The 13,912-nt window shown below is 33.9% G+C and carries 14 protein-coding genes; 3 read left to right on the top strand and 11 right to left on the bottom strand.

Translation table 11 applies throughout. The features are described from left to right. Nucleotides 1–11: 11 nt before the first annotated feature. The 9 genes from AC1RPG_RS07310 to AC1RPG_RS07350 all read right to left on the bottom strand — a co-directional run bounded on the left by AC1RPG_RS07310 (nucleotide 12) and on the right by AC1RPG_RS07350 (nucleotide 9,267). The gene (locus AC1RPG_RS07310; RefSeq protein WP_481761850.1) at nucleotides 12–854 is read right to left on the bottom strand and encodes a helix-turn-helix domain-containing protein; all 843 of its coding nucleotides are present in this window, start codon (nucleotides 852–854) and stop codon (nucleotides 12–14) included. Nucleotides 855–942: 88 nt separating this feature from the next. Next, a complete protein-coding gene (gene ymfI, locus AC1RPG_RS07315; protein ID WP_481761851.1) occupies nucleotides 943–1,665 on the bottom strand; it encodes an elongation factor P 5-aminopentanone reductase in 723 nt (240 codons plus the stop codon). After that, complete coding sequence (gene yfmH, locus AC1RPG_RS07320; RefSeq protein ID WP_481761852.1) at nucleotides 1,666–2,970, bottom strand: EF-P 5-aminopentanol modification-associated protein YfmH; 1,305 nt, start codon at nucleotides 2,968–2,970, stop codon at nucleotides 1,666–1,668. It abuts the gene before it with no gap. Continuing rightward, nucleotides 2,970–4,223, bottom strand: coding sequence for an EF-P 5-aminopentanol modification-associated protein YfmF (gene yfmF, locus AC1RPG_RS07325; protein ID WP_481761853.1), 1,254 nt, complete (start codon nucleotides 4,221–4,223; stop codon nucleotides 2,970–2,972). The genes yfmH and yfmF overlap by 1 nt, the downstream gene beginning before the upstream one ends. A gap of 116 nt (nucleotides 4,224–4,339) precedes the next feature. Further along, complete coding sequence (locus tag AC1RPG_RS07330; RefSeq protein ID WP_481761854.1) at nucleotides 4,340–6,616, bottom strand: FtsK/SpoIIIE family DNA translocase; 2,277 nt, start codon at nucleotides 6,614–6,616, stop codon at nucleotides 4,340–4,342. Nucleotides 6,617–6,727: 111 nt separating this feature from the next. After that, a complete protein-coding gene (locus AC1RPG_RS07335; RefSeq protein ID WP_481761855.1) occupies nucleotides 6,728–7,033 on the bottom strand; it encodes a DUF1033 family protein in 306 nt (101 codons plus the stop codon). A 120-nt stretch (nucleotides 7,034–7,153) separates the two neighbouring features. After that, nucleotides 7,154–7,666 carry a tRNA (uridine(34)/cytosine(34)/5-carboxymethylaminomethyluridine(34)-2'-O)-methyltransferase TrmL gene (trmL, locus tag AC1RPG_RS07340; protein WP_409021458.1) on the bottom strand — a complete coding sequence of 171 codons (513 nt, stop codon included), beginning with the start codon at nucleotides 7,664–7,666 and terminating at the stop codon, nucleotides 7,154–7,156. 178 nt (nucleotides 7,667–7,844) lie between these two features. Then, a complete protein-coding gene (locus AC1RPG_RS07345) occupies nucleotides 7,845–8,717 on the bottom strand; it encodes a methyltransferase domain-containing protein (RefSeq protein WP_481761856.1) in 873 nt (290 codons plus the stop codon). A 46-nt stretch (nucleotides 8,718–8,763) separates the two neighbouring features. Next, nucleotides 8,764–9,267: a YbaK/EbsC family protein gene (locus tag AC1RPG_RS07350; RefSeq protein ID WP_481761863.1), complete on the bottom strand. Its 504-nt coding sequence runs from the start codon at nucleotides 9,265–9,267 to the stop codon at nucleotides 8,764–8,766. Nucleotides 9,268–9,452: 185 nt separating this feature from the next. Between AC1RPG_RS07350 and guaC the strand changes: the two genes are divergently transcribed. Then, entirely contained in the window at nucleotides 9,453–10,430 is a 978-nt protein-coding gene (gene guaC, locus AC1RPG_RS07355) for a GMP reductase (RefSeq protein WP_481761857.1), read from the top strand. Nucleotides 10,431–10,459: 29 nt separating this feature from the next. Here guaC and AC1RPG_RS07360 read toward each other — a convergent pair whose 3' ends face one another. Together AC1RPG_RS07360 and AC1RPG_RS07365 are read right to left on the bottom strand one after the other, a co-directional pair. After that, nucleotides 10,460–11,638, bottom strand: a complete 1,179-nt coding sequence (locus tag AC1RPG_RS07360) for an AI-2E family transporter (protein ID WP_481761858.1) — start codon at nucleotides 11,636–11,638, stop codon at nucleotides 10,460–10,462. Between the two features lie 14 nt (nucleotides 11,639–11,652). After that, on the bottom strand, nucleotides 11,653–12,006 hold the full coding sequence (locus AC1RPG_RS07365) for a PTS glucitol/sorbitol transporter subunit IIA (protein ID WP_409021462.1): 354 nt from the start codon (nucleotides 12,004–12,006) through the stop codon (nucleotides 11,653–11,655). Nucleotides 12,007–12,131: 125 nt separating this feature from the next. On the opposite strand from AC1RPG_RS07365, the gene AC1RPG_RS07370 reads away from it, so the two are divergent. Together AC1RPG_RS07370 and AC1RPG_RS07375 are read left to right on the top strand one after the other, a co-directional pair. Next, a complete protein-coding gene (locus AC1RPG_RS07370; RefSeq protein ID WP_481761859.1) occupies nucleotides 12,132–13,157 on the top strand; it encodes a lactonase family protein in 1,026 nt (341 codons plus the stop codon). A 12-nt stretch (nucleotides 13,158–13,169) separates the two neighbouring features. Next, nucleotides 13,170–13,808, top strand: a complete 639-nt coding sequence (locus AC1RPG_RS07375; RefSeq protein WP_481761860.1) for a copper homeostasis protein CutC — start codon at nucleotides 13,170–13,172, stop codon at nucleotides 13,806–13,808. The last annotated feature ends 104 nt before the right edge of the window (nucleotides 13,809–13,912 follow it).

Here is a 13,912-nt window from a genome sequence, read left to right on the forward strand (position 1 = left end):
ACAATTCTGGCTTATTTAATATTTACAGTAACTGTTCTAACTTGTAGAGTTGCATTTGTTTTCATAAAATTAAATTTTTTACCGTTAATCGTGATACTCATAGCTGGTGCATTACCAAAGCTAAAGACAAATGACTTTGTACCGGCTGGGATTGTAACAGTATCCGTTGCATCTGAGACAAGTGTTGCTTGCCATAGTTGTGTGCCATCAGCCGTAATTGAGCTCCAAGCAGCACTACCAGAAGCTACTAATTTAACTTTAGAAGTTGTTGGTGCATTTTCCATTGTGTAAACAGTGTTTGTTCCCGCATCTGAAACATATGTTAATTTTTGCGTTTTCTTATCAGATGAAGAACTAGCCTTTACTGATTCAGAACTAGAAGTTTTAGTTTTTGAGTCAGTTGAAACAGATACTTTAGAACTTGAACTTTCAATTTGAGTATCTGTATCTTTACTATTCAATGTCACACCATAAATTGTACCCAAAATCCCTAAGACAATCACAACAATAATAATTGTTGGCAAGTACGACATAAACTTATCAAAATTACCGTCTTTTGGTAGTTTAGCAGACTTTTCAGAACGTGATACTTGTTCCTTTGCAACGACTGTTTCTTGTGTATCTGGAAGTGTTTCATTGAATTCTTTTAATAATTTATCCCCATCCAAATCAACCGTCTCTGCATATTGTTTAACAAATGCTCGAACGTAAAAATCTCCTGGTAAATCAGAAAATTTTTCATCTTCAATTGCAATCAAATAACGTTTTTGAATTTTCGTCATTTGTTGTAAATCATCTAACGTATATCCTTTATTTATTCTCGCTTCTTGTAATGTTTTTCCAATTTCACTCATGTCTAATTCTCCACTTAGTTTAATAGTTAATCTTCTAACAATCAGTATAACATAATCGTCATGTCCAATTTGTTAAAATTTTATTATTTTATTTCAACCATCCGCCTGAAACATAAATCGTTTGACCGGTGAGGTACCCTGCCTCTTTGGCTAATAATTGTTTTACCCAAAATCCAATTTCTTCGGGATGTGCGAAACGTCCCATTGGAATTTCACTTGAGATATCTTTCTTTGCATCTTTCGAAAATTGTTGATTCATTTTTGTATCAACTGCGCCTGGTGCCACCACGTTAACCGTAATACCTAACGAGGCAACTTCTTTACTATAAGCATTGGCAAAGGACGATAACGCACCTTTTACAGTACTGTACAGTACTTCCATTGGGCTACCAACGCCTCCATAAATTGACCCAATAAATATAATTCGGCCAAAATGATTTTGGGCTAACTTTGGTTCCAATTTCTGAATTAATGCCAATGGTGTTTGAACTTGCATCTTCATCATTTTATCTAAATCAGACATTGGGGCTTCATTGAATAAATGGTAAGAAGTTGTTCCTTCAGCAAATATTACAGCATCTACGGCAAATAGTTGGGATATCACTGGATCAACATTAGTCGCTGTCATATCAAATTGTAACGGCAAAAAATCTTGTTTTGGATATTTTCCCCTCAACTCTTGTGTTAATCCCATAATTGCTTCATCATTTTGATAATAATGCATTGTTAGCGACCAACCAATATCTGCCAATTGTCTTGCAATCATTTGACCAATATCACCAGACGCTCCAAAGATAACTGCCCAACTCATTTAATCATCCTCTTTAGCCATAATTTGGTAGACACTAATTGCTTCAGAACGAATAAAATCTTTAGCTCCTTGGCGAACTTGATCTAATGTCATATTTTCAATAATTGGTGCCCTATCAAAAACAGTGGCATCATCAAACAAATCACCATCATACTGATTTGCAATGCTCTCAAGTGAGTTCATCGATTGAATGGATTGACCTAACATTTCACGTTTAGCCAATTCAAACTGGGCCTCAGCCCCTGAAAGGTACTCTGACGCATTCTCTAAAATATGAATAATGGCATCCGATAACTTTTGAGGGTCATCAGTATCACCACTAATACTTGCAAAATGGAAGCCACGTTCAATTTCAAATTCATAGCCAAAGGAATCATCTAACGTCCCTTCATCATATAATTTCATATATTGAGGGGCCGTGTCACCAAACAAAAGATAAAGAAGCATATGGATTGTCTCTTTGTATTTCAAGCCGTTACGGCCTTCTGGAACATTATCTAATCCTTTTATACCAACAATTGTTTTAGCACGTTGAATGGCCATCTCAGTTGCACGATATGGCATGATGTCTGAACCGTCTACTTGAGTTTCTGGAATTAATCGTTTAATTGTTTCTGCTGCTTCTGGAAACTTTTTATGATTTTGATTATTTTTAATTAAATCTAAAGTTTCTTCTGGATCAACATTTCCTACAATAAATAAATTCATATTACTTGGATGATAAAATGTTTCATAGCACTTATATAAATCATCTGCCGTAATTTTATCGATTGATTCAATTGTTCCAGCGATATCACTGCTAACCGGGTGATTTGGGTAAAGGTTACCTAAAATACCAAAGTATAAACGCCAATTAGGATCGTCGTCATACATTTGAATTTCCTGTCCAATAATTCCCTTTTCTTTTTCAACTGTTTCAGGTGTAAAATACGGATCTTGCACAAAATCTAGTAATGTTTCAATGTTTTCAGGAACATGATTAGAGCTTGAAAATAAGTAGCTCGTTCGTGTAAAGCTTGTGAAAGCATTTGCACTAGCACCATATTCTCCAAATAAATCAAACGCATCATGATCTGCTTTTTCAAACATTTTATGTTCTAAAAAATGGGCGATACCATCCGGTACATGAACAACATCTTCTTCACCAATTGGTACAAATACACTATCAACTGAGCCATAATTTGTTGTGAATATACCATAAGTTTTATGAAAACCTTTACGAGGTAATATATTTACTTTCAAGCCATTTTCCAAAGTTTCTGTATATAATATTTCGTCAAACTGCGGGTATTCTAATGTTTTCATTAATTAATTTCCCCATTCAAAAAGAAGATTGCTTGTAATTTAACATTACGAGCGATAGCTTGAACGGCAGCTTTATCCACGCTATTAATGCCGTCTATCCACTCTGTTGCACTAACTTCTGTGCTTGTTAATTGATCAATCATCGATTGATTAATTAACGCCATTTGTGAGTCAAGACTACTTTGATATTGGTTAATCATTGTCATTTTTGTTTTATTTAATAGTTCATCACTAATGTCACCTGCGATAATATCATCTAATTGTTGTTGAACAATTTCGATAACTTTATCTTTATTTTGTGGTTCAATGCCTGTTTGTACAGTTAAAATACCTCTAAATGTATCTAACGAGCTACTTGCATAATAAGCCAAACTAGCTTTCTCACGAACATTTACAAATAACTTAGCTAGTGGTGAACCGCCAAAAACGCCATTGAAAATAAGACCCGCATAGTACCCATTTTCTCTGTAATAAACTGGTAACTGATATGCCAGATTTAATTTACCCTGAGTCACTGCTTGCGTTTCTGTTTTAGTCACAACTTCTTTAATAGCTTGATCATAGAATATAGGTATCATTTTAAAATCTCGAGGTTTAAAAGGCAACGTTTTAACAATAGTTTCAGTTTCTGATTCATCTAATTCACCAAGGACGAAAATGTCTACTCGATTAGTTGTAAGCATTTGTTTGTAGTAATCAAATAAGCTAGTTGCAGTTATCTTTTCAATATCTTCTACAGTCCCATAGCTAGGAATAGCTTGATCGTTTTGAAAGTAAAGTTTCTGTAATTCTAATCCTGCGTACGATTGTTTATCATCACTAATACTTCTGATAGACATCATCAAATTTTCCTTTTGGCGTTTAAATGTTTCTTCGTCAAAATGGCCATCAGTCACATTCGGATTGAAAATAATTTCTTTGATAAAAGCAAATATTTTTTTTAAACTTTCTGTTTTATGTTCTAAGAATTTATCGTTTACACCGTTTAAAATTAAACTTATTAAGTGAAAGTTTCCTTTTTTACTAACAGTGATACCAAAACTTGCACCATAAAGTTCTGATAATTTTTCGGCTAATTTTTGTTGAGATGGATATTCTGCACTACTAATTTCTAATAAGTTAGCTAATAGCATACGTTCTGCAGATTCTTTTCCGGTTAAAGGTGCTATAAAATTAATAACGATTCTATTCGTTTTAAATTGACTATTTTCAATAACAGTTAAGTTGACACCTGTTTCTAATTGTTTACGCACGAAAATGTGCCTCCTTTTAAATCGGATGTTCTTTTACCATGATAATTGAAAGACTAGTGAAACACAAATTTAATTGTTTCGTAATCTGTTTAGGCTAAACAAAAAAACTGAAAGCCCTAATTAGGACCATCAGTTTCTTCATTTATCAACACTTTGCGCGGCTTACTTCCCTCTGGCGGTCCAACGATTCCTTTTGCTTCCATTTCATCAACAATTCTAGCAGCTCGATTGTAGCCAATCCTAAAACGTCTCTGTAACATGGATACACTGCAAGATTGTTCATGAGTCACTAATTTAACAGCGTCCCCAAATAATTCGTCTTCTGAATCAGACGCTGATCCTGAGTTAGCTGTTTCTTCATCAGTCACAATCATCGTTTCATCGTATTGTGGTTCTTGCTGATTTTTAATAAACGAAATAACACTTTCAACATCTTTATCTGAAATGTAAGCATCTTGTACACGAATGGGTTTATTTAGCCCCATTGGTAGGAATAACATATCCCCACGACCTAAAAGCTTTTCAGCACCATTACTATCAATAATTGTTCTCGAGTCAATCCCACTGGAAACAGCGAAAGCCATACGTGATGGTACGTTAGCTTTAATCAATCCTGTGATAACATCAACAGATGGACGTTGCGTTGCCAAAATCATATGGATTCCAGCTGCTCGAGCCATTTGTGCTAAACGAATAATCGCATCTTCAACCTCATTCGAGGCTACCATCATTAAATCTGCCAATTCATCAACAATGACAACAATATAAGGTAACGTTGCTCTTTTTTGTCCGTCATCTGCGTTTTCTTGCATAATCATTTGATTATATCCAGAAATATTACGTTGACTAGCATCTGCAAACAATTCGTAGCGTCGCTCCATTTCAGAAACAACCTTATGTAAAGCTCGTGATGCTTTTTTAGGATTTGTAACAACCGGCGTTAATAGATGTGGAATACCATTATAGACACCTAACTCTACTTTTTTAGGATCAATCAACATAAACTTAACCTGATTTGGTTTCGTATTCATCAATAAACTTGTGATAATGCCATTAATTGCAACTGACTTACCACTACCAGTTGAGCCAGCAATCAATAAATGCGGCATCGTTGTTAAATCTGCTGTTACCAATTGGCCTGAAACATCGCGACCTAAAGGAACTTCGAGAACTTTATCTGGTGTTGGATTCTTTTGTTGAGATTCAATCACATCCCTGAATGAAACCATTGATACTTTAGAATTTGGTACTTCAATCCCAATAAGTGATTTTCCAGGAATTGGTGCTTCAATTCGAATATCTTTGGCAGCAAGTGCTAAGGCTAAGTCATCCGCAAGGTTAACAATTTTACTAACTTTAACACCAATTGCCGGATGTAATTCATATTCAGTAACAGATGGTCCTAAACTCACACTTTTAATTTCAACATCAACACCAAAGCTTTCAAATGTTTGCTTCAATATTTTTGTGTTTTTTTCAATTGTTTTATATTCGCCACTTTGGTCTTCTTTTGGAATTTTTGTAAGTAATGTAACTGGTGGTAATTGGTAATCTTCATTATCATCAGCCACTGTACTTGATATTATCTTAGGATCATCTTCTGAATCTAATTCTGAATCTGGTTCTTGTTGCGTAATGATAGGTGGTTCATCAACGGTCACTTCTCGTTCAGTTTTTATTTCCTTTTCTTCAGTTCTATGGTCAATTACAGGTTTTAATTCTTCTTCATCTTGTTCTGCTTTATTTTCTTTTCTTTCTTCTTTAAAACTATCTATTGCTACTTTCATTCGGCGAAAACCTTCTCTTGTCCAAGCAATAATTACGTTTAGATAGCGTTGAACAGTATACATAACTTCTGAAAAAGAGAGATCAAAAAAAATAAATAATCCGGCTAAGATGAAAAGTACACTAACAATATAGGTGCCTGCTTGTGAAATTAAGAAGTACGATAATTGGTATAAGCTTGCCCCTATCATTCCACCGCCAACTGTTGAACTAACTGCAGATTGTCGAAAATCGGAAACAAGTGTCTGCCATGTATATTGAATAAATTGGCTATGCACCGATGAGTGCCCAACAAACCAGGCTTCAAGAAAGACTAAAACACCAACATATAAAATAACGGATCCCCAATTAATTCTTTTCTTAACTTTGGGCTCTTTTCCCATAATCATTAAGTAACTTCCATATACACCGAGAATTAATAATGCGAATTGATATGTATTACCAACAAACAAACGGAAAACGTTAGCAAATAAAGCACCCAAATATCCCAGTGCTAGCACACCAAATATTCCAAACAATAAAAATATAACACCAATTATATTTTTAGAAAATTTGTATTGAACTGTTTTTTTTGTTGTTCTTTTTTTTCTTTTCTTTTTTTGAGCCAAAACAGTTCCTCCTTCTGTTAAAATAGATACTCAATTATACCATATCTTAATTACCTTCCGTGTCATTGTCTAGTCATTTCCACAAAAAGAGAGTTAATAACAATTATGTTATTAACTCTCTTTTTTGGCTGTAATTTCTTTGCCATCTTTAACTAACAGTAACCCTTGATATAACTGTAAATCATCACCACAATCTGAACAATAATCCATTTGTTCCTCATTCCAAAATGCTGTCAAAAATTGACGTTTACTTTTTTGATGGCTAAATTCAGTGGTAAATGCGCTAGATTGTTCCTCAAAAAAAGCCATCGCTTCATCCATTGAATCAAAATCAACTGTTTTTTGAATATGACTTTTCCAATCATCAAAAAACCACCATGGTTCATCAAATCCAAACATTGTTATTACTTGAAACAAGTTAGCTCACACCCTTCCATTTTATAAAATGACTGTTCATCATAAATACCGGTTTATTTCTTAACCCGAAGCAAGTATAACCCATTTATGAATTTCTAGTCTATAAAATGCTCAAGCTACTTATTTTAGCTTATCATTTTCATACGTGTGTGTTTTATCTAGATTTAAAAAGTCTTGTTGTCTAAGTGTTTCATAAATTACAATAGCAGCTGAATTAGATAAGTTTAAGGCACGAATGTGCGTATCATCTTGTGGAATTCGGATTGCTTTCTCTTCATTTTGGCGCATAAAGTTTTCAGGAAGACCTGTTGTCTCTTTACCAAACAAGAAGTAATAGTCCTTATTCACATCAGAATAATCTACTTGTGAATAAGTTTGCGGTGCAAATTTTGAAACCAAAAAAAGTTGTTTCTGATCTGGAATAGATGCTAAAAAATCTTGTAAATTTTTATGATACGTAATTTTTACTTTATCCCAATAGTCTAGTCCAGCACGTTTTAAATATTTATCGTCTGTTGAAAATCCTAAGGGCTCAATTAAATGTAGTTCAGTATCCGTTCCAGCACAAGTTCTAGCAATATTACCTGTATTAGCAGGCATAAGTGGTTCAAATAATGCAATATGATTCGTCAAAAATTAACATCCTTTCAAAAAATCGTTATTATTTTAGGCAACAAAAAAACGCATCATTTCGGTGTGGGCACGGCGAAAAGATACGTTAATGAAGATCAATTTCCAGAAGCTGACAACATCGTCGACAGTCTCTAAACAACCGAATTCGTATACTCATAATACCACAGCAATTTATTCGTTACAACACTGATTCTAACTTATTTTTACGATATTTTAATAGTGTAACGTCAACCGTAATTTTGGTTAAAGGTTGTTTTTTAGCTTTAGCCTGATTATCTGTTGTAGCTCCCCAATGTAAAGGAGTCATTTCGAGTAAGGCAGGAAACAAGCCTTCTGGAATATCGAATTGATAACTAATTGTAATTTGTTCAGAGTCAGGATAATTTTCTTTAAACAGATTTAAAACCTTTTCATTACTATAACTCCTATTATGACTCTCTTCGTTATATAGAAGTTCGCGTAATTCAACTAAGTAATTTGAATTTGGAATGATTTTTAATAACTGCCCGCCATCCTTTAATACTCGATCAAATTCTGTATAAGCAGAAGGCGAAAAAATATCAATAATTGTTGAAAATGACTTATTATTAAATGGTAGTTTAGCCAAATCAGCAATACAATAAAAAGCATCTGTCTCTTGTTGTGTCGCATAATTGATTGCATCTTTTGAAATATCAAATCCAACGTAAGTGTCTTTAGCATTTTGGCGTGTTACTTCTATATCATGAAGTGGTGTTCCCTCTCCACAACCTACATCCATAATTGTTTCTTCTTCATCAGAAAGCTGCTCAAGAATTTTATCCGTAATCGGTTTAAACAAGCCTGCTTGTAATAACTGTCTCCTTGCTAACCACATATCCAATTCATAATCACTTTTAACCCCATGATTCAAGAAAAAAAGAGTTCCTTTTTTTGATAAATCTATTTGATGATTTTCAGGGCAAAACATCGTCTGGCCTTCAACTTTACTGTAGGGGTTTAAGCAGACAGGACATCTAAATAAATCGATTTTATTTTTTAAAAATACGGCACTTTTCTCAATTTTTTTCAATTTACACTTATTCCTTTTTATCGTTTATTTTACATTCAATAGCTATTTATTTTTCAATGTTAATGTAATGACCTTTAACCAATTCAACAAGTTCTTCACGTTTTACGCCAACAGAACGACCAACTTTACCAGCTGAAACCCAAATTTTATCGAACTCTTGAATTCGTTCATCAAAATAAATGGGAAATCCTTTTCGAACATTAATTCCAATTGGTGTATTTGCGCCATGAACGTAACCAGTAATATTGATTAAATTTTTATTATCTGCTAAATGCAATTGTTTTTCATTTAATTCACGTGCTACTAATTTTAAATCAATTTCAAAAGTAATAGGAAGGCAAACAACTACGTAATCTCTATCACCGTTACTTCCCTGTAAAACAATTGTTTTTAAAATACTTCTTTCATCCGTTCCTAGTTCTTTAGCTTCTTTGCTTGAATCCATTTGTCGACCACCTAAAAAATCAAAAGTATAGCTCTCAAATTCAATATGATTTTGATCTAAAATGCGTTCGTCATTTGTTTTTTTTACTTTTTCTTTTTTTGCGATAATAATCACTCCCAAAATAATTATAGCACGACGTCTATCTCTTCACGTATTCTTATTTAATTTTCGATTTATTTCAAAAATATGTTGACTAAATTCGCTAAATAGCGTAAATTATCAGTTGGTTACTGATAATAATTTAATAAATACTAAAAATAGTTCGTGTTTAAAAGAAATGGGGAAATATTATGCCAGTTTTTGATTATGAAGATATTCAGCTCGTCCCTAACAAATGTATTGTAAATAGCCGTTCCGAAGTCGATACATCTATTCAATTTGGCCCTCGCCGTTTTAAACTACCCGTTGTACCTGCGAATATGCAGACAATTATCGATGAACCGTTAGCAGAATGGCTTGCATCAAATGACTATTTCTATGTCATGCACCGTTTCGATGAAGAGAGTCGCTTACCTTTCGTCAAAAAAATGCATGCAAAAGGTTTGTTTGCTTCTATTAGTGTTGGCGTTAAACCACATGAATGGGCATTAATTGAAGAGCTTGCCGATGCTGATTTAATTCCAGAATATATAACAATTGATGTGGCGCATGGCCACGCACAAAGTGTCATTGATTTAATTCATCATATTAAAAAATGGTTACCAGAGTCATTTCTAATTGCTGGAAATGTTGGCACACCTGAAGGCGTTAGAGAACTAGAAAATGCTGGTGCAGATGCAACTAAGGTTGGTATTGGACCCGGAAAAGTTTGCATCACTAAAATTAAAACTGGATTCGGTACCGGCGGGTGGCAATTAGCCGCTCTTAGATTATGTTCTAAAGCAGCAAGTAAACCAATTATCACTGATGGTGGTATAAGAACTCATGGTGATATTGCTAAGTCAGTCAGATTTGGGGCCTCAATGTGTATGATTGGTTCACTCTTTGCTGGTCACAAACAAAGTCCTGGTGATTTAATTGAAAAAGATGGTAATCTATTTAAAAGTTATTTTGGCTCTGCCTCTGAATATCAAAAAGGTAGCCACACTAATGTTGAAGGTAAAAAAATGCTCGTTCCTTTTAAAGGTGACATTCATGAAACTTTACTTGAAATGCAACAAGATTTACAATCTTCAATTTCTTATGCTGGTGGTAATTCTCTCTCTGCACTTGAAAAAGTCGATTATGTAATTGTTAAAAATTCAATTTTTAACGGTGATACGCTTTAATCAAAAAAGTTAGACAAAATAAAATTTGTCTAACTTTTTTGATTATCTTTATTCGTTTTCTCTGATTCGTCATACAAACCAGAATCCTTTTTATACCATACAAAAATCCGCGTTACAATAACTTTTAGAATTGCATATCCTGGGATTCCAAAAATAACACCTATTAATCCAAAAACCCGTCCCGAACCTAATAAAACAATTAAAATTGTAACGGGATGGATTGCTAAACTACTTCCAAGAATCAATGGAGAAATCAATCTTGCTTCAATTGTTTGTTCAACAATAAAAACAACAATAACCTTTATCAACATAATTGGTGACACGAAAGCAGCAATTACTAGTGCAGGAATCATCGCTAGAAAAGAGCCTAAATAAGGAATTAAATTCAAAAAACCTGCCAAAATCCCTAACGTTAAAGCAAACTTAAGACCAACTACTGAAAAACCAATAACAAATAATATGGCCACAAAGAATGCTACCGTTAACTGACCTCGGATATATTGACTGACTTGTAAATTAATTTCATCTAATAATTCAATGATTGATTTGCGATATCTTACTGGGAAAAAATTTGATAAATACTCAGGTAAATCGTGCCCATCTTTTAATAAATAAAATAAGATAAAGGGTGCTGTTACTAATCCAATGATAAATGTCGTTACAGTACCAACAACGCTACCTAAAGAATCAACTGTTGATCCAATAACTGAGCTCGCTTTTTTGGATACTGTTCCTACGATATCTGTATTTATTTTTTCAATTGAAGTTTTAATAGTATCAAATAAAGATGACGACATAAAATCATTCGTTTGATGTGTGATATTTGACCAATACGTCGGCCAATTTTTAATAATACTAATTGTTTGTGTTTGTACAGCAGGAATCAAAACGACAATCCCCCATACTAAAAACCCAGAAATTACTATAAATACAACTGTAATAACCAAACTTCGATTCAATTTAAAGCGCGTTTCACAAAAATCTATCAATGGGGATATTAAATAATACAGCACGCCAGCTAAAACAATTGGGAAGCCAATAATGCTTAATAACTCTCCAATTGGTGCGAAAAACCAGCCCACTTGTGCTAACATAAAAATAATTAGCAAACTTAACAAAACAATTGATAAAATGCTAACTGTTTTATTATTAACAACCCATTTCCAAAACCATGATCGTTGTGAAGTCGATTTTTCATTTGGGAGCATTTTAATCTACTCCTTTACTTATACGTGATTGTATTACCGACTTTAAAAGTTGGCAATACATGCGGTGTTAAATAAATACCATTTGGTTGTGGATGTTCTGGAACTTCCATAAAGAACAAGGTAGCATGCCCAACCGACTCAAAATTACTTGAAACTAACTCTCCAGCGAAATCAATTTTATAAGTTTGTTCATTAATAATCATTTCATCACCTGTTTTTGGCGAAATAATTTTTTTATCATCTTCAAATGATTGAATGACAGAAACTTGTCTTAAATCATCCGTTGCACTCTGATTGAAAAGGATAACAATAGGTTCCTTTTTTGAGATGGCATCTTTTCCAATTTCTTCAATTCTTGCTGTAATCATACTTTATCGTCTCCCTTATCCTTTATAGTTACCTATAATTATAGCATAGTCCCCAGTATAAATAATAACGTTTACAAAAATATATGATATAATATTGACAATATCATGAGGAGGTATTTGTAACTATGAAAGAGACTATTTTGTTTGGTACATATACAAAAAAGACAAGTACTGGTATCCAACGAGCTCAACTTGATACAATTGAAAAAAAAGTTTCTAACGCTACACCCTATATAAAGGTTGAAAATCCAACTTATCTCACGAAATCGGACAAAGGTGTCTTATATACCGTTTCAAAGAGGTCAGATTTAGGTGGTATATCAGCCTTTACCCTTGCATCAGAAAATCCCCAATTTTTAAATGACGTTTCAGCTGAAGGCGCTCCGCCTGCTTACGTTGCTGTTGATAATAACCGTCAATTAGTCTACAGCTCAAACTACCATAAGGGTCTTATTTCCATTTCAAAAATTCAAACTGATGGCTCATTAGCTCTTATTAATGAAGTTACAAATGAAGGTCATGGTCCAAAACCAGAACAAACAAGCTCTCATATTCATTTCACTGATTTAACACCAGACAATAGGTTAGTTGTTTGTGACCTTGGAACTGATCAAGTGTTAACTTTTGATGTGTCAGATAATGGTGCTATTAAACAAATTGCTGAGTATCGTTCAGAGCCTGGGTTCGGTTCTCGTCATATTGTTTTCCATAAAAATGGAAAATTAGCATACTTAGCTGGAGAGCTCTCAAGTGAAGTTTCGTTACTTAGCTACAATCAAACGGATGGTTCATTTAAAGAGATTCAAACACTTTCATCAATTCCATCTGATTGGAATGCTCATAACGGAATTGCTGCTATTCGCATTTCTAAAGATAGCCGCTTTTTGTATGTCTCTAATCGCGGAAACAACTCAATTGCTTGTTATTCACTTGCTGTTGATGGCACAATGACACTTATTCAACTTATTTCAACTGAAGGTGACTTTCCTCGTGATTTCAGTTTAAATAAAACAGAACAATTTTTGGTTGTTGCTAACCAAAACACTGATAATGCTACCTTATTCGAACGTGATTCAACCTCTGGTAAATTAACTTTACTTCAAAAAGATATTGCCGTTCCAGAATCCGTTTGCGTTTATTTTGAAAATTAGGAGAAATTAAATTTGTTAATTAAAGAAGTTGCAGTTGAAAATTTTACTGATATCCCAAAACAATTTGCCGCTGGTGCTAATCGTTTTGAACTTTGCGATAATCTTGCTGTCGGTGGTACAACTGTCAGTAAAGGTGTTATGTCTGAAACAATGCGTTATGCACAGGACAATGAAGTCCCTGTAATGGCAATGATTCGTCCCCGTGGCGGAAATTTCGTTTATAACGATACCGAATTAAAAATTATGGAGGCTGATTTATTTCAGGCTCAACAACTTGGTGTAGATGGCGTCGTATTTGGCGCTTTAGATACGAATAATAACTTAGACATAGAGGCGATGGAGTTTTTAATTGCAGCAAGTGGTGGCATGCAAATCACTTTCCATATGGCTTTTGATGAAATTCCTAATAATGCACAACTTGATGCGCTATCTTGGTTAGCAGAGCATGATATCGATCGTGTTTTAACGCATGGCGGATCACTTGATAAGCCTATCGAGGAAACGTTACCCCACCTCAAAGAAATTATTGACTGGTCAAACGGTCTCATTAAAATTGTTCCAGGTGGCGGTATTACACTTGATAATGTTGATACTATTGCTGCTAAATTAAACGTTAAAGAGCTTCATGGTACAAAAATAATTTTAAAATAATCATCTAAAAAGGTTCCAACAACTTCATGTACTAGGCCCTGTCAAGTTGACGGATGAAATAATATAAAATTTAATATGTTTCTAAATGGCTTTATCCCAGTATT

It is taken from the genome of Dellaglioa sp. CoH-57-MRSF-18, from assembly GCF_056781995.1.

Excerpts from the sequence above, each read along its gene's own strand:
- AC1RPG_RS07310 (WP_481761850.1), bottom strand. The coding sequence starts at position 854 with ATGAGTGAAATTGGAAAAACATTACAAGAAGCGAGAATAAATAAAGGA.
- ymfI (WP_481761851.1), bottom strand. The coding sequence starts at position 1,665 with ATGAGTTGGGCAGTTATCTTTGGAGCGTCTGGTGATATTGGTCAAATG.
- yfmH (WP_481761852.1), bottom strand. The coding sequence starts at position 2,970 with ATGAAAACATTAGAATACCCGCAGTTTGACGAAATATTATATACAGAA.
- guaC (WP_481761857.1), top strand. The coding sequence starts at position 9,453 with ATGCCAGTTTTTGATTATGAAGATATTCAGCTCGTCCCTAACAAATGT.
- AC1RPG_RS07360 (WP_481761858.1), bottom strand. The coding sequence starts at position 11,638 with ATGCTCCCAAATGAAAAATCGACTTCACAACGATCATGGTTTTGGAAA.
- AC1RPG_RS07365 (WP_409021462.1), bottom strand. The coding sequence starts at position 12,006 with ATGATTACAGCAAGAATTGAAGAAATTGGAAAAGATGCCATCTCAAAA.
- AC1RPG_RS07370 (WP_481761859.1), top strand. The coding sequence starts at position 12,132 with ATGAAAGAGACTATTTTGTTTGGTACATATACAAAAAAGACAAGTACT.